Below are 17,754 nucleotides of genomic sequence, written 5' to 3' on the forward strand. Positions count from 1 at the left end.
AAAAGGTTGAAATTTAAAACGTTTCAACCTTTACTTTTTATCGATTATTTGTAAACTACAACTATTATATTTAACAGTTTGTCGTTTTTTCATTCTATTTAAAAACTCTTACAGTTAAAAGACCGTAAGTATTAACAAATTAGTGTTATATGCATAAAACCACTTTATGGTTACTGTTATTTTGTAATGTTATTTGGGCGCAAACAACAGAAGTTTTTAATCCTTTGTTAACTAATAAAAAGTTATATGAAGTTGCAAAAATTATAAATGTAGAAGATAAATTACTTTCCTTAGAAGAAGTAAAGGCTATTGATACCTCTAGATTTAAACCTTTAACTTCAGATAACTTAAATTTAGGTTTTACTACGTCTAATTATTGGGTAAATTTTAATTTAGAAAATACGACCAATAATCCAATAGTTTATTACTTAGAAACTGCAAGACCTATAACAAATGAAGCTAATTTGTACAAGCTTACAGATAGTGAAACTTTACTATTAAAAAGTGGTGATCAAATCCCTTTTAATCAAAGACAAGTACAGCATCGTAATACTGTTTTTAAATTTGAGTTACAACCCAATGTTATTTCTTCTTTTTATTTGCATTTAAGTAGTGATGGAGAAACCATAAATGTACCCTTAAATTTATATACAGAAGCACAATTCTGGCAAGTAAACTATTCGCAACAATTATTTTTAGGGTTATTTTACGGAATTTTATTTTTGGCAGGAATTGTATACTTGTTTTTTTATAGTAGTTTATCCGAAAAAACATTTTTATACTACAGTAGTTACGTGCTGTCTATTGCATTCTTACAAGGTGCTTTAGATGGGTTTATTTTTCAATATATATTTCCTGAAGCAGGTTTTTTTAATTATAAAGCAGTCCTAATTACAGCATTGTTTTCTAACTTTTTTCTTTTAAAATATTGCGAGTATTTTTTAGATATTAAAAACATTTCTAAATCTATTTATAAATTTTATAAAGGTATTTATTTTGTGTTAGCAGCTTTGTTTTTACTAACGCTACTATCTGCAAAAACAATGGAATGGGTTTATCCAATTAGCAATGTTAACGGTCTAATTAGTTTATTACTAATTCTAACCACATTGGTAATTTTAAAGCAGAAAAACGTTAAAATAGATACCTTTTTCTTTGTTGGTATTTTTTTCTTGGTGATAGGCTTATTAGGGTTTGTGATGAATAATTTAGGAATACTACCAAATAATTTTTACACATTAAATAGCGCCAAGTTTGGATCTGGATTAGAGGTAATATTTTTATCACTATCTATGACTAACCTTATTAGAAAATTAAGATTAGAAAAAGAATCTTCACAACAATTAGTCTTAAATAGAACTAAAGAAATTAGTGAATTAAAATCCTATTTTATGTCTAATATGAGTCATGAGCTTAGAACACCAATAAATGCAATTTTAGGTGTTGTACAGACTGAAATAGATACAAATACCAATGCTACAGATCAATATCAAATTATAAAAAATGCATCTTTAAGCTTATTAAGTAACGTTAACGATATTTTAGATTTTGAAAAAATAGAAAGTAACCAACTACGATTAAGTATAAAAGAATTTAATCCTAAATCACTAATCACACAAATAAGTAATAATTGGCAAGCCGAAGCAGAAAAAAAGGGATTAAATTACGTATTTGAAATCGATGAAGAAATTCCTGAAATAGTAGAAGGCGACTCCGAAAGGTTTGTTCAAATTATAAATAACGTATTAAGTAATGCTGTAAAATTTACACTTTCAGGAAGTGTTGTTTTTAAATTAAAATGCTCTTCACAACCTAATAATTATAGTAGATTTTCTATACAAGTAGCAGATACTGGCGTAGGAATGACAGATAGTGTAAAGCAAAATGTTTTTGATAGTTTTAATCAAATGAGAAATAACCATAAACGCCAATTTGGAGGTATTGGTTTAGGTCTTACCATTGTAAAACATCTAGTTAATTTACACCAAGGAAATATTAAAATTGAAAGTCAACTAAATACAGGAACAGAAGTTTACATAGATATACCATTAAAAATTATAAGTACATCAATACATAACAGTTTAGATAATACATTATCATTAGATCGAAAAACACCTATTAAAGTTTTAGTTGTAGAGGATAATTTAATTAACCAAATGGTAATTAAAAGGTTGCTTGATACGCAAAAAGGTATAGAATATACCATTGTTAATAATGGTAAATTAGCAATAGAAATTTTAAACCTTAAACCTTTTGATGTAATTTTAATGGATTTACAAATGCCAGTTATGGATGGTTATGAAGCTACTGTACATATTAGATCTGGTAAAGTAAAATCATTTAATAAAAATATACCTATTATAGCTGTAACTGCCGATGCTATGCCAAATACTAAGGACAAAGTATTAGAACTAGGTATGAACGATTTTATAACTAAACCAATTGAAAAAAATCAATTAATTAAAGCCATACTTTTATTAAGCGCTAAGCATAATTTAAAAATTGCTTAGTCCAATATAAATTTAATTGAATTGGAAACTACAGTCTGTAAGGCTAAAGGCATTATAGCATTATCCCAAGGATGTTTGCTGTTAAATACATGGTTAGCATCTGGTATTTCTAATAAAACACTATTTTTATTCCATTGATTTAAATTTAAAGCTTCGTCAAAACTAACTGAAGGATCTTCTGTTGCATGTATAATTAGATGAGGTATTTTTATATTTCTCTCAGCATTTTCAATATTTAAACGCTGTTCGTTTGCTTTAAAATCCAAGTAAAACTGGTAATTATGTGGCATTTTTTGCTTTGTTCTACCGTTAATCACATATTTTACTCCATCTTTTTTCCATTGTTCTAAATCACCAGTTGTAGAAGTTCTTTTACCAAAACTACTAACACTTGCCCAAGTAATTAGTTTTTTGATTCTACTATCTTCTTTTGCTTTAATTATACTAATACCGCCGCCACGAGAATGTCCAATTACAGTAATATTATTAGTGTCAATTTCATTTAAATAGTCGTTTTTATTACTAATTAAGTACGTAATTAAATCGTCTAAATCTTGTAGTTCTTTAGTATAATTGTTTTCGGCAAAAGCATCTAAGTCTGGAAAATCTATAGGTTGTTTTACTGTTCCTCCATTGTGAGAAAAGTTAAATTTCACAAAAAATAAATGTTCATCTTTAAACGATTGAGCCATTAAATTCCATGTTCCCCAATCTTTAAACCCTTTGTAACCGTGACAAAAAATGACTAAAGGTTTTTTAATTGCATTGGAATTATAAAATGCATCCCAAACAATAGGTTTATTATTATTTCGATTTAAGACTTGGTTTTTAATAATCATTTTTAATTTCTTTTTCAGTAAATGGGATTTCTGGATTACATATTTCTATGATTAATTTTTTTAGCTCGATTTCAAATTCTGTTAAAGTGTCTTCAGTAATATCAAAGTCTTTATTATTGGTACCAGATTTTTCTTTTTTAGCAAATTTTATAAATCCGCTTTTTAAATTTTTAAATGAAATAATTCCAGCTTCTACAGGAAAGTTAAGTTCTGTTTTTTTGTTTAACATGTACGCATACATGAGTACCTGAAATGATTTACTATACTTTTTATAATCTGTTGTTAGGTCTTCCCAATTTACTACGGTAACGTCTTTTTGTTCTACTTTACCCGTTTTATAATCGATTATCCTGGTTTTACCATTGCAAACATCTATTCTATCTACTGTACCGTTAAGCTTTATAGGAAAATCCAGTTGATCTATATTGATATATACGTTTTCAATTTTTTTCTCTAGATCAATAATTTGTATTTTATTTCCTTTTTTTATTTGCTCTAATTCAAAGTTTAAGAAGTTAGTGATGTATCGTTTTGCAACCTCATAAACTATTAAGTTTTTACCTTGATTTATTAGCCCTTCTTTATATTCTTCTTTAAAGAATTTATTTATGTATTCATCTATTTTAGGAAATAAACCTTTAATATGTTCTTGGGTTAAAATATGTCCCTTTAAAGGTATGTATAAAGCTTCTAGAGTATTATGTACAACAGTACCAAGTGTGTTTGCAGCAACATTTTCTTCTACTTCATCTAAAGTATTTATACCTAATATCTTTTGATTGTAAAAATCTATAGGATTTCTTACATAATTGGTTAAAGAAGATGGAGAAAACCCTTTTAATGCTACATTTTTAATAGCTTCTATTAAAGATTTAGTTTTTGGTACAGTTAGTAATTTTTCTGGTTTAACATTAATCTTAGGAGCTATTATTTTGTGATTAATATCATGAATACCTTCTAACTCTAATTGGTTTATAAATCTACTTTTTTCTCCGCCTATTAAAGCATCTGTTTCTGTGTTATACAGAATATAAATGTTTTTAGCTCTTTGCAGCAAATGATAAAAATGATAGGTATAAACCGCATCCTTTTCTTTATAGGTAGGAAGGTTTTTTTCAATTTTTACATCAAACGGAATAAATGAATTATTACTTTTTCCTGACGGTAAAACACCTTCGTTTACATTAGTTATAATTACTGTTTCAAAATCTATTACACGTGATTCTAGCATACCCATTACTTGAAGTCCTTGTAAAGGTTCTCCCTGAAAATCTAAAGTTTCTGAGCTTAATAATTCTTTGTAAACACTATATAACCCAGAAATACTATTTAGTGATTTAAACTTTTGATTTAGGCTTGAGATTTCGTTAAATAGAGCGTTAAACCTGTATAAATATTCTAGGCCTAATTGATTTGCCTTTCTGTCTTCTACTAATTTATCTTTTATTACACTAATTAGCTTAAAACAGCTCTCGATAGCATTATCTACATTGTTATTCCAATCTGTAAATAGTAAACTAATTATATTTTTATCATTCTCTATAGTTTCTATTAACTCTTCTTTAGTAAGATAAATTAGGTTGTTAGTGTTTATGGTATTTGTTATTTTTTTTACGTTTGAAGGGTCAAATAATAAAGCGGTGTATTGATGATTAATAATTGCAATAATATCTTTATAGTAATATTTTGACTGATTATTAATTTGTAGTGAAAATAATTGTTCAAATAAAGAAGCTAACGGGATTGATTTTAATGGAAATCCCATTGTAATATTTATTGCTTCTATTTTTTTTGGTATAGAGTTTAATACAGGAAGCAAAAGGTTTTCGTCACCTAAAATTACTGCTGTATTTTTAATTTGGTCTTTAGATAATTCTTTTAAAATAGTGCCTACAGTTTTTGCTTGTCCTACATTTTTAGGAACACCAAAAACCGTAATATTTTTTTTTGTTTCGTATAGATTTTCTAACCAGTTTAATTTATTGTTTTTAAAGTATTTCCAAGTCTTTAAATGTTGTCTGATAAATAAACCAGCATCGTGGTATTTTCTATCTACAAAAGATTTGTCAATATCCCAATATGTATACCCTAATTCGTTTTGAAGTAATTCTTGTATTATAGTTTCTTCACAAGTGTTTAAAGCATTAAAGCCTAAAAAGACATGTGTTTTCTTAGTATTTTGAATATAATTTTCAAGATTATTCACAGCTTCTCTGTAAATTAAACCTTGATAACCACTGTTTTTAAGTTTTAAATGTGAGGTAAACTTTTGATAATAAACATATAGTTTATTCCAAAATTTTAGATAGTTACTTATTAATGGTGTTTGATTTGCTTCTAAAGACCAGTGATCTAAGTCTTTTATAGCAGATAAATATTCAAAAATGTTTTTTTGCGGAATTAAGTACCTATCAATCTCATTAAAATCTTGAATTATAAGCTGAGCCCATTTAGTAAAACTTTCAAAAGGTTCTTGCTCAGTTAGAGGAGTTATTTTGGTGTAGACTGTGTAAAATTCAAATAACAGTTCTGTATTAGAGATACTTTTTAAATCTGCTAATTCTTCTACAAAACTTTCTATACTTATAATTTCTGGAGAAAATATGTTTTTTTGTACTAGCGTACTAAGTTCTTTTTTTAGAAATACACCAGCTCTTCTGCTTGGTAAAACAAAAGAAACGTCACTTAAATTAAAGCCCTTACTTTTTAGGTCATTTAATACTTGATAGATAAAACTTGTCATACTATAAAAATAAAAAACGCTTCGGTTAACCGAAGCGTTTTTCTAAATATTTATAGATATGTGTTAAAACTTATTTCTTAAGTTTTACTTCTACACGTCTGTTGTTTCTTCTTCCAGCAGCAGTAGCGTTAGTATCGATTGGGTAATCTTCACCAAATCCATAAGCGCTTAATCTATCTCCATCAATTCCGTTTTGGATTAAGTAAGCCATAACAGCGTTTGCTCTAGAGTCTGATAACTTTTGGTTTAAAGTTTTACTACCTTGGCTATCTGTGTGACCTTCGATAGTAAAGTTAGCTTTTGGATATTCTTTTAAGATTGCAGTTATAGACTGTAATACAGAGAAAGATTCTTTTTTGAAGCTAGATTTACCAGTATCGAATAAGATAGTTTTAGCATAGCTGTTTAATTGATCCATTACTTGTTGAGTTGGCTCAACTATTTCTGGACAACCATTGTTAGCAACTGTACCAGCTTCGTTAGGACATTTGTCTACGTTATCTGTTACTCCGTCACCATCAGTATCTGGCCAAGGACATCCATTGTTTGCAGCAGGACCAGCTTCGTTAGGACAGTTATCATCAGCATCAGTAATTCCATCACCATCAGCATCTGGACAACCAGCTAAAGATTTTAAACCAGCAACTTCAGGACAGTTATCGTTGTTATCTGCAACACCATCACCGTCAGTATCAGGACATCCGTTAAACTCAGCTAAACCAGCTTCGTTTGGACAAGTATCTTTAGCATCTTCTATTCCGTCACCATCAGTATCAGGACATCCGTTAAACGCTTCTAATCCAAATACTTCAGGACAAGCATCGTCTTTGTCATAAATTCCGTCACCATCAGTGTCAGTTCCTCCGAATTTTACAGAGATACCAGCAGAGTGTTGGAAATGCTTAGTTAAGTAATCTTCGAAAGAGTGCTTGTATTTAGACTCTACGAATAAACCAATATTTTCTGAGAACCAGTAAGTTAATCCTAAAGATGCATTTAAAGTACCAGCACCAACTAAGTTATCTGATCCAGCATTTGTAGAAAATAAGTTGTAAGGTCCTTCTTCGATCCAAGTGTAACCACCACCAATACCGATAGCAGGATCAATTTTTGAAGAATTTAATAAACTAGCAAAATGATATCTAACGTTACCATCTACTGCGTAGTATGCTAAATCATCAACTTCTAAGCTTGGGTTGTTATTATCCTGTCCCCATTTTTTAATTTGGTTAACAGATCCACCAACTTGAACAGTAAAGTTATCTCCAATATACTTAGATACAGAGATAGTTGATAAAGATGGTAAAATACTCCAGTGATCTCCAACGTTAAAATACTCGTCAAAGTATCCACCTTGTGGAGTGTCTTCTCCTACAGGGAATACGTCAACTGCGTTTACACCGAAGTTGATAGCCCAAGGATTGTTTTGGTCTTGTGCCATAACGTTACCCATAGTAGCAACAAGTAACATTGTGAACATTAATCTGCTAAGATTTTTCATATTCAAAAATTTAATTTTTAAGTGTTAATTAGAGGCAAATTTAAGTTGTTAATAATTATTAACAAAGACAAATATATAAAAATATTGATTATTTGATGTTAAGCGAGTTAAAATATAGCTGTATATCAAATGATTTCTAATTTTTTTCCAACTTTTATAAATGCATCTATTGCTTTTTGTAAATGTGCTTTTGTGTGTGCAGCTGATAGCTGTACTCTTATTCTTGCTTTATCTTTAGGTACTACAGGATAGAAAAATCCTATAACGTATATACCTTCTTCTAACAACATGTTAGCCATTTGTTGAGATAATTTTGCATCATATAACATTACAGGTACAATTGCTGAATCTCCGTCTACTATATCAAATCCAGCATTTTTTAGTCCAGATTTAAAAAAGTTTGTGTTCTCTTCTAATGTATCTCTTAAACTATTGTCATTTGCTAATAAGTCAAATACTTTTATAGATGCACCTACTATAGCTGGTGCTAAAGAATTTGAGAATAAATAAGGTCTTGATCTTTGACGTAATACTTCTATTATTTCTTTTTTACCAGTTGTGTATCCGCCCATTGCGCCACCAAGTGCTTTACCTAGTGTTCCTGTAATGATGTCTACTCGTCCCATTACATTCTTTTCTTCTAAGGTACCTCTTCCAGTTTTACCTATAAAACCAGCAGCATGACACTCGTCAATCATTACTAATGCATCATATTTATCTGCTAAATCACAAATTTTATCTAATGGAGCGACTAATCCATCCATAGAGAAAACACCATCTGTTACAATAATTTTAAATCTTGCACCAGCTTGATTGGCAGCAATTAGTTGTTTTTCTAAATCTTCCATATCGTTGTTTTGGTAACGATATCTTGCTGCTTTACATAGTCTTACACCATCTATTATGGATGCATGATTAAGTGAGTCTGAAATTATAGCATCTTCTTTACCTAATAATGGCTCGAAAACACCACCATTTGCATCAAAAGCTGCTGCATATAAAATGGTATCTTCTGTACCATAAAATTCTGCTACCTTAGCTTCTAATGTTTTGTGTATATCTTGAGTACCACAAATAAATCTTACAGAAGACATACCAAATCCATGTGTGTCCATTGTATCTTTTGCGGCTTGTATAACTTCAGGATGTGATGATAATCCTAAATAGTTATTAGCGCAAAAATTTAAAACGGTTTCGCCAGTATTAAGTGTTATTTCGGCACCTTGAGCAGAAGTAATTATTCGTTCTTCTTTAAATAATCCATTGTCTTTTATTTCTTTTATTTCAGCTTGTAAGAAATCTTTTATTTTATTGTACATACGAGAATTTTAGTTTTTGCAAATTTAAATGTTTTGTGTCAGTGTAGAGTTCAAATTGATTTAAATTATGAATTATTAAATTCTACTACATCAATATTTTCGTTTATATAAACCAGAATTTTTTTAGAGACTTTGTAGCCCATCATTTCTAGTTGTGTAGTATAAAGTTGTAATTGTTGTTCGTATTTATTGTTTACAGCACCTGTTTTGTAATCTATTATAATTGCTTCGTTATTTTTTATTGCTAATCTATCTGGCCTTATTAATTGTCCGTTAGATAGTATAATATCTTTTTCATTGTAAATCAAATATTGATCTGTGTAATATGCAGTAAGTTTAGGATGATTAACAATCTGATTAATATTACTTGTTATAATTGTTGCTTGTTGCTTATTGATAATACCATCTTTTATTGCTTGATTTACGGCAAACGGAATGTCTTCTTTTGTTTTAACATTTGCCATTATATCGTGAATAATATTACCTTTTTCTATAGCGTCTTCTTGGTTTGTGTCCCATAAATATCCCGATTTAGAAATTATTTTAATGTTATGGTCTTTTTTGTCTACGCTAATAAATTGTTTGTCTGTTATGGTATTGTCTTTTTTTAATTCAGGATTTAATTCTCTTTTAGGATTACCAAATTCATAACAATATTTGTTGTCTTCCCAAATATTTTGATCTTGTAAGTAGGCTATAAATAGTTTTGAAAAACTATTAGGTTCGGTAATTTTAGTTTCGTTTTTTGAAATGATATAAAGTTGTTCTTCTGGTCGTGTTAGTGCGACATAAAGTAAGTTTATTTGGTCTAATTCCTGTTGCGATTTAAATTGATTGTAAATTACAGCGCCTTGATCGCCAAACATTTCTAAATCTTTATTGACGTTGATTAAGGTTTTAGAAAAACCATTAAAATCCTTCTGTTCTAAAGGAAACCAAATTTGTGATTTCTTGTCTCTATATATATCTAAATCTGCATAAGGAAAGATTACAACAGGAAATTCTAATCCTTTGGATTTATGAATTGTCATTATTTGAACAGCTTCTTGATTTTCTGGAGACACAATACTTAATTTATCTTTTTTGTTGTCGTAATAGGTTAAAAACCCAGAAATATCTGTGATGTTTTTTTGAGAATAGTCTAACACCAAATCTAAATAAAACTGAATATAAGCATCAGATTCATCTGTTAATTTAAATTGTCTTGCTATACTTTCTACAGTATCATAAAGTGATAATTGTGTTATGCTATTTGCATCAAAGAAGATTTCAAATTGATTAAAAGTTTTAAAGAATACTTCCTCATTTAGTGATAAAGCTTTGCTTATAAAATCGTGTTTATTAGCTATATCATAAGTGTTAGCAATGTAATGTAATATGTTGGCTTTAACCTCTAAGTTATTTGGGTTTTCTAATATTCTTAGAACGTTGGTAATTAATTTTACCTCTTCAGAATTGTTTATTAACATGGTTTCTGAAGAAATTATAGCAACATTATTTTCTGCTAAATATTTTGAAATACTAACACCATCTTTTCTTTTTCTAGTTAGGATACAAATGTCTTTTAAACTAAAACCATTAGTTAAACAATTGTTTATTATTTCTAATGTTTTAGAGTTGTATTGATTGACTTTATCGTCATTATCTGTGTAATCTAAAAACGTTAAATTAACGTATCCATCTGTTGAAGTTTTATTTTTTTGACTAGCGTCTTTGTATAATTCTGCATAGTCATGATTTCTAAAACTTGTTGTGGCTGTATAATTAAAAAACGAATTATTAAAATCGACTATATTTTTACAACTTCTGTAATTGTATTCTAATTGAATAACGTCTTTATTTACAGGAAAAGGATTGGTTTGTTTAGTAAGCTCTATAAATTGTTCTGCTTTTCCGCCACGCCAACGGTAAATTGCTTGTTTAGCATCACCTACGATCATTGCTGTGCCAATTTCTCCTTTTAAATTTTGGCCAGTTAAGGCATTTTCCATTAACGGAATTAAATTATTCCATTGCATCAAAGAAGTATCTTGAAATTCGTCTATAAAATAATGTCTAAATTTTTCTCCTATACGCTCGTAAATAAAAGGTGTTGGTTGGTTTTTAATTTCTTCTGAAATTAATGTGTTAAACTCAGAAATTAGTAATTTGTTTTCTTCGTCTTTTATAGATTGTAATTCGGTTTTTATAGCGTTTAATACAGATAACGGAATGATGTTTTTGTATATCGCTTTTAGAAAAGTATATCCTTCTGTTATTACTTGGGATCTATAGTAAAGATCTTTAAGAGTATCTATTATAGTTAAAATTAAATGTTTTGTATCAGCTGTCGCTTTGGCTCCAAAATAATTTTCTTCTTCTAGATTTTTAGCTAATCTTCCTTCAAATAATAAACTCTTTAAATTAAGTGTTGCTAGTTTTTTAAAATGATTAGGTAAATCAGAACTAGCAAAATGATTTATCGGAATATCATTTTCCTGAATTAAATCTAATGCTTCATTACCTATCTTTTTTGACTCTTTTTCTATTTTTGAAATATTAGATTTTAAACTGTTTTTTAAAACTTTAAAATCTTCTAACGTTTTATCTTTAAAAGCTTCATTTAAATGTGGTATATCATTTTCGTTAATTAGTTTTTTAGACATTTCAAATAAGTCCGAAGTAATATCCCAACTTTTATCATCATCTGCCTTTTCTAATGCAAATGCAATTAATATTTTAGTAAAGGTTGTGTCTGTTCCTGCTTTTGAAATTAGGTTGTCTACAGCTTTTTGTAAAAGACTATCTGTATCAAGATCTACCTCAAAATTTACAGGAAGATCTAAATCGTAAGCAAACGTTCTAATAAGTTTATGGTTAAAACCGTCTATTGTAGTAATATCAAAAGCAGCATAATTATGCATAATTGTATTAAGAAGGTTTTTGGATTTTGTATGTACTTGTATTGGGCTTAAATCTAATTCTGTACAGATTAAATTAAACATGTCGTTTTTACCATCTAAAACATTAGTTTTAGAAAATTCATCCAAAGTTTTTAATAAACGATCTTTCATTTCGCCAACAGCTTTATTAGTAAAAGTCATTGCCAAAATGTGTTTAAACGCAAAAATATTTTCGTTTTTAAAAAGAAGTTTTAAATAAGATTTGACAAGATTAAAAGTTTTACCACTACCAGCTGAAGCATTATAAACTTTAAAAGGCGTAAAAGTATTCATTAAAAAAAATATTTGTTACAAGATAAGGACAATCAATCTTAAAATAGTTATAAATTATTAGCATTATTGAAGAAAAAACCTAAATTCTTAGTAATTTTGAGAACAATAAAATATTAACCACAAAAACAAACAATATGGCTTTTGAATTACCAGAATTAGGATATGCTTACGATGCATTAGAACCACATATAGACGCAAGAACTATGGAAATACACCATAGTAAACACCATAACGGATACACAACTAAGTTAAATGCCGCTATAGAAGGAACAGACTTAGAAGGTAAATCTATAGAAGATATTTTAACTAATTTAGATATGTCAAATAGTGCTGTTAGAAATAATGGTGGTGGATTTTACAATCACTCTTTATTTTGGACAGTAATGAATCCAGAAGGAAAAGGACGTTTGTCTGGAGAGTTAAAAGATGCTATTGAAGCAGAATTTGGTTCTTTTGATAATTTTAAAGATGCCTTTAGTAAAGCAGCTGCAACACAGTTTGGATCTGGTTGGGCATGGTTATGTGTTCACAAAGGAGGAAAAGTAGAAGTATGTTCTACACCAAACCAAGATAATCCATTAATGCCAGGCGTAACTTGTGAAGGTACACCAATCTTAGGATTAGATGTTTGGGAACACGCCTATTACTTAAACTATCAAAATAGACGACCAGATTATATCGAAGCTTTCTTCAGTGTAATTAACTGGAACGAAGTAGAAAGACGTTACGCAGAAGCAAAATAAGCTATCTAGCAACTTAAATATTAAAGCGAACCAAAATGGTTCGCTTTTTTTGTTTAATATTTTGAATATCAACACTTTAAAAATAAAAAAGCCGGACGAGAGTCCAGCTTTTTTGCCCCAAATCTACCATGAACTTAACCTACTTATGTTATGGTAAGTTCAAATATAACGAAGTTTATTTTTAATAATTGTAATTAATAGTCAAAGTGTAAATAAAATCGCTTAAGTGACAAAATGATAAGGATTTAACATTTTTTATGCATTAATAAGCACGTTCTTTATTGCCTTCATAAAAGTTTATAAACGCTCTGTTTACAACTCTATTTCCACCGTTTGTAGGGTAATTACCAGTAAAATACCAATCTCCTAAATGTTTAGGACAAGCTTTATGTAAATTTTCTACAGATTGAAATATGATTTCTACTTTAGCATTTACACTTTTGTCTGTTAGTAATTCTGAAATTTTATCAGAAATTTGTTCTGGCGTAAATTGATCGTAAATTTCTTTCACATAATTTTTTATATCCTTATCTGCTAAATCTACTTGAGATTTACATTTTTTATAAACCTCTTCTACTAAATCGTATTTGTTATTGTCTTTTAATAGTTCTAAAGCAGCATTAAATGCAACTAAAGATTCCAAATTTGCCATATCTATCCCGTAACAGTCTGGATATCTAATTTGAGGTGCAGAAGAAACTACTATTATTTTTTTAGGATGTAATCTATCCATCATTTTAATAATACTCTTCTTTAAAGTTGTACCTCTAACAATACTATCGTCTATGATTACTAGATTATCTGTTGGTTTTATTACACCGTATGTGACATCGTAAACGTGTGCTACTAAGTCGTCACGACTACTATCTTCGGTAATAAACGTTCTTAGTTTTACGTCTTTAATTGCTATTTTTTCAATACGAGGTGTTTCTTCTAATATTGAAATAACTTGCTCTTTAGATAAGTTACCATTGCCATCTAAAATATCTTGTGTTTTTCTTTCGTTAAGATGTTCTTCCACAGTATCAATCATTCCATAAAACGATGTTTCTGCTGTATTTGGAATGTACGAAAACACTGTGTTTTTAGTATCGTTATCTATAGCTTTTAACACTTGCGGCATTAATAATTTACCTAAAGTTTTACGTTCTTGATAGATCTCGGCATCGCTTCCTCTAGAAAAATATATGCGTTCAAAGCTACAAGATTTACGCTCTAAAGGTTCTAAAATTTGTTTTATAGAAACGTCTCCGGATTTTTTAGTAATGATAGCATGACCAGGTTCAAGTTCTTTAACATCATCAAATTCTACATTAAACACAGTTTGAATCACAGGTCGCTCTGATGCTACTACAACAACTTCATCATCTTTATAATAAAAAGCAGGTCTTATTCCTGCTGGATCACGTAATACAAAAGAATCTCCGTGACCTAAAAGACCAGCCATAGCATAACCACCATCCCAATTTTTTGCAGCGCGTTTTAATATTTTATGCACTTTTAATCGTTCTGCAATTAATGGTGAACACTCGTGTTTACTATAACCTTCTTTTTTTAAGTCTTTATAAATTTTACTTACCGCATCGTCAAGAAAGTGTCCAATTTTTTCCATTATAGTAATGGTATCTGTATATTCTTTTGGATGTTGGCCTAAAGCAACTAGGTTGTTAAATAATTCTTTAACATTAGTCATGTTAAAGTTTCCTGCTAGTATTAGGTTACGATGCATCCAATTGTTTTGCCTTAAAAACGGGTGTACACTTTCTACACTGTTTTTACCAAAAGTACCATAACGTACATGACCTAAAAGTACTTCGCCTATATAAGGTACGTGCTTTTTTTGTAGAGCAACATCGTCTTGATATTCTGGATGTTCTGTTAATACTTGATTAATGCGGCTATTAATTTGTCCAAATATATCTTGAATAGGTTGTTGTTGTATAGATCGAACTCTTGATATATAACGTTCTCCTGGTTTTGTATCTAATTTGATGCTAGCAAATCCAGCACCATCTTGTCCGCGATTGTGCTGTTTTTCCATCATTAAATACATTTTATTAACGCCATAAAATGCGCTACCATATTTTTCTTTATAATATTCTAAAGGTTTTAAAAGTCTAATATGCGCTATACCGCATTCGTGTTTTAAAGCATCACTCATTGTAGTTGTGTTGTGTGTTGTTTTTAAGAATGATAAATTTATATGTCCTTAATTTGAAACAAGTTAATAAAAAATGCGCTCAAAAAATTAGAGCGCATAAGTTTTATAATTCAATTTCAAATTGTGTTAAGTTTTTAAACTGTTGCAGTCGTTTGTTTACCTCGTCTTCTGTTAGCGTTAACATACGTTCTGTTCCAAATTTTTCTACGCAAAAGGATGCTAAAGTTGATCCGTAAATTACTGCGTTTTTCATGTTTTCGAAAGATACATCGCCTGTACTTGCTAAATAACCTGCAAATCCACCAGCAAAAGTATCTCCTGCTCCTGTTGGATCAAAAACTTCTTCTAGTGGTAATGCTGGAGCATAGAATACATTGTCATTATGAAATAGTAACGCACCATGTTCTCCTTTTTTAATTACTACGTATTTTGGACCCATTTCGTGGATTTTTCTTGCAGCAACAACAAGGCTGTATTCTCCTGTTAATTGTCTTGCTTCTTCATCATTAATTGTAATGACATCTACACGTTTTATAACTTCGTGTAATTGGTCTAATGCGGTATCCATCCAAAAATTCATAGTATCTAAGACTACTAATTTTGGCTTTTTAGTCATTTGAACTAGTACACCTATTTGTACAATAGGATGTAAGTTACCTAGCATGACTACATCAGAGTCTTTGTAATTGTCTGGTACAATTGGATTAAAATCTGCTAATACGTTTAACTCAGTTGCTAACGTATCACGAGAATTCATATCGTTATGGTATTTACCACTCCAGAAAAATGTTTTACCGTCTTTTACTATTTCTACACCTTCAATATTGATATCTCTATCTTTTAAAAGGTCAAGATATTCTTGAGGAAAATCACCACCAACTACAGATACTGCTGCTGTATCTACATTAAAATTTGCAGCAGATAATCCTATATAAGTTGCTGCGCCACCAAGTATTTTATCGGTCTTACCGAAAGGTGTTTCTATAGCATCAAAAGCTACTGTACCTACTATTACTAGTTTGCCCATAAAGCGTTTTAAATTAAGCGGCAAATATATGACTTTTTAATCGATTTTTAAGTTACTATTCTAGGTAGATTATTTTCTTCCAAAATCTGCTGGTATTTCTCCCCAAGCTTTGGTTTCCCATTTTAAAATCGTTGTAGTATAAGTGTTTTCGTTAAGCCATTTTATTGCGCGATCTACCAAATCAAAAACTGGTTTGTTTTTATCGTTACGTTTTAATTTACTGTTGCAGTTTTTCTTTTTAACCCAACTTATTGCGGTTTTAGAGTCGGTATAAATAATACGGTTACTATTGTGTTGTTTTAAAAATGCTAATCCGTGGACAATAGCTAAAAATTCGCCTATATTATTGGTGCCTTCTTCAAAAGGACCTTGTATAAATAGTTGTTTTTTGGTTTTGGTATCTACACCACGATATTCCATTTTTCCTGGATTACCAGAAGATGCAGCATCTACAGATATAGAATTATAGTTAGGTTGACCTATTTTTTTTAGTTGTTCTTCAGTTAAATCACTTTTAAATGTTTTGTTTTTGCCAACGTAATCAAAATAATTTCCTTTTAATGCTTTTTTTGCAGCATCAAATGTTGTGAAAGATTTGTATTGTGCGCCTTCAAAATCTTTAATTTGGGCCTTGCAATCGTCCCAAGTTTCAAAAACACCTGTGTTGTGACCTTTCCAAACCGTATAGTATTTCTTTTTTTTCTTACCCATTTAAAAGTTGATCTACGACTTTAGGAAAATATTCCATTTCTAATTCATGTATTTTTGAAGCAACATCTTGTGCGCTATCATTTGGTAAGACATCACATTTTGCTTGAAAAATGATAGCCCCTTCATCATAATTTTCGTTTACATAATGAATTGTTATGCCAGTTTCTGTTTCTTTATTTTTTACAACAGCTTCGTGTACATTCATACCGTACATGCCTTTTCCGCCGTATTTTGGCAACAATGCAGGGTGAATATTAATAACTTTATTAGGGAATTGGTTAAGTATATTTTCTGGGAATTTCCATAAAAACCCGGCTAATATTATTAAATCAGGATTTGAAGATTTTAATATGTTTAATACGTCTTCTGTTTTTGTAAAAGCAATTCGGTTAAACGATAATGCGCTAACATTCAGTTTTTTACACCTGTCTAAAACTTTGGCATGAGGATTGTTAGTCAATACTTGAACAACAGACGCATTGTCACTATTGTGAAAAAACTTAATTAAATTTTCAGCATTACTTCCACTTCCGGACGCAAAAATTACTACACGTTTCATTTTTATAGTTTCAATGTTAAATTCTTCAAACAAAAAAAGCAATAATTATTAACAATTACGGGCAAAAACTTAAATTCTTCAATATAAATATTTAAATTAGTAGCACATTTTTTTACTAAAAGTGTGTTTTAAATTAAAGTTTTTTATTTTTGCCACTTAATTAAAACTAAAAAATTAAAATTATGTCAGACATTGCATCAAGAGTAAAAGCGATTATCGTAGACAAATTAGGTGTTGATGAGAACGAAGTAGTAAACGAAGCAAGCTTCACTAACGACTTAGGAGCAGATTCTTTAGACACTGTAGAATTAATTATGGAATTCGAAAAAGAATTTGATATCCAAATTCCAGACGACCAAGCAGAGAACATTGCAACAGTAGGTCAAGCTGTATCTTATATTGAAGCTGCAAAATAAGCACAATATT

General features: G+C 29.7%; 12 protein-coding genes. 3 read left to right on the forward strand and 9 right to left on the reverse strand.

Going from position 1 to position 17,754, the window contains the following annotated elements; translation table 11 throughout:
- Positions 1-149: 149 nt before the first annotated feature.
- Positions 150-2,510 (forward strand): hybrid sensor histidine kinase/response regulator, encoded by a 2,361-nt coding sequence (locus tag IFB02_RS06025; protein ID WP_106688154.1) that lies wholly within the window; start codon positions 150-152, stop codon positions 2,508-2,510.
- Here IFB02_RS06025 and IFB02_RS06030 read toward each other — a convergent pair.
- The 5 genes from IFB02_RS06030 to IFB02_RS06050 form a co-directional block, all read right to left on the reverse strand.
- Positions 2,507-3,349 (reverse strand): alpha/beta hydrolase family protein, encoded by an 843-nt coding sequence (locus IFB02_RS06030; protein WP_106688155.1) that lies wholly within the window; start codon positions 3,347-3,349, stop codon positions 2,507-2,509. The genes IFB02_RS06025 and IFB02_RS06030 overlap by 4 nt on opposite strands.
- Complete coding sequence (locus tag IFB02_RS06035; protein WP_106688156.1) at positions 3,339-6,092, reverse strand: PD-(D/E)XK nuclease family protein; 2,754 nt, start codon at positions 6,090-6,092, stop codon at positions 3,339-3,341. Before IFB02_RS06035 ends, IFB02_RS06030 begins: the two co-directional genes overlap by 11 nt.
- Before the next feature lie 70 nt (positions 6,093-6,162).
- The gene (locus IFB02_RS06040) at positions 6,163-7,593 is read right to left on the reverse strand and encodes an OmpA family protein (protein ID WP_106688157.1); all 1,431 of its coding nucleotides are present in this window, start codon (positions 7,591-7,593) and stop codon (positions 6,163-6,165) included.
- Positions 7,594-7,718: 125 nt separating this feature from the next.
- Complete coding sequence (gene kbl / locus IFB02_RS06045; protein WP_191073121.1) at positions 7,719-8,912, reverse strand: glycine C-acetyltransferase; 1,194 nt, start codon at positions 8,910-8,912, stop codon at positions 7,719-7,721.
- Between the two features lie 65 nt (positions 8,913-8,977).
- On the reverse strand, positions 8,978-12,127 hold the full coding sequence (locus IFB02_RS06050) for a UvrD-helicase domain-containing protein (RefSeq protein WP_191073122.1): 3,150 nt from the start codon (positions 12,125-12,127) through the stop codon (positions 8,978-8,980).
- A gap of 134 nt (positions 12,128-12,261) precedes the next feature.
- Here IFB02_RS06050 and IFB02_RS06055 point away from each other — a divergent pair, with 134 nt between their 5' ends.
- Positions 12,262-12,870 (forward strand): superoxide dismutase, encoded by a 609-nt coding sequence (locus tag IFB02_RS06055; RefSeq protein ID WP_106688160.1) that lies wholly within the window; start codon positions 12,262-12,264, stop codon positions 12,868-12,870.
- A gap of 262 nt (positions 12,871-13,132) precedes the next feature.
- On the opposite strand, the gene IFB02_RS06060 is transcribed toward IFB02_RS06055, so the two are convergent.
- The 4 genes from IFB02_RS06060 to purN all read right to left on the reverse strand — a co-directional run bounded on the left by IFB02_RS06060 (position 13,133) and on the right by purN (position 17,328).
- The gene (locus tag IFB02_RS06060; RefSeq protein ID WP_191073123.1) at positions 13,133-15,031 is read right to left on the reverse strand and encodes an amidophosphoribosyltransferase; all 1,899 of its coding nucleotides are present in this window, start codon (positions 15,029-15,031) and stop codon (positions 13,133-13,135) included.
- A gap of 103 nt (positions 15,032-15,134) precedes the next feature.
- A complete protein-coding gene (locus tag IFB02_RS06065; protein WP_191073124.1) occupies positions 15,135-16,058 on the reverse strand; it encodes a PfkB family carbohydrate kinase in 924 nt (307 codons plus the stop codon).
- A 69-nt stretch (positions 16,059-16,127) separates the two neighbouring features.
- Positions 16,128-16,769 (reverse strand): ribonuclease H1 domain-containing protein, encoded by a 642-nt coding sequence (locus tag IFB02_RS06070; RefSeq protein WP_106688163.1) that lies wholly within the window; start codon positions 16,767-16,769, stop codon positions 16,128-16,130.
- The gene (gene purN / locus IFB02_RS06075; protein WP_106688184.1) at positions 16,762-17,328 is read right to left on the reverse strand and encodes a phosphoribosylglycinamide formyltransferase; all 567 of its coding nucleotides are present in this window, start codon (positions 17,326-17,328) and stop codon (positions 16,762-16,764) included. Before purN ends, IFB02_RS06070 begins: the two co-directional genes overlap by 8 nt.
- Positions 17,329-17,510: 182 nt before the next feature.
- Here purN and IFB02_RS06080 point away from each other — a divergent pair, with 182 nt between their 5' ends.
- Entirely contained in the window at positions 17,511-17,744 is a 234-nt protein-coding gene (locus IFB02_RS06080; RefSeq protein WP_027879414.1) for an acyl carrier protein, read from the forward strand.
- Positions 17,745-17,754 lie beyond the last annotated feature (10 nt).

Source organism: Mesoflavibacter profundi, assembly GCF_014764305.1.
GTDB classification, from domain to species: Bacteria; Bacteroidota; Bacteroidia; order Flavobacteriales; family Flavobacteriaceae; genus Mesoflavibacter; species Mesoflavibacter profundi.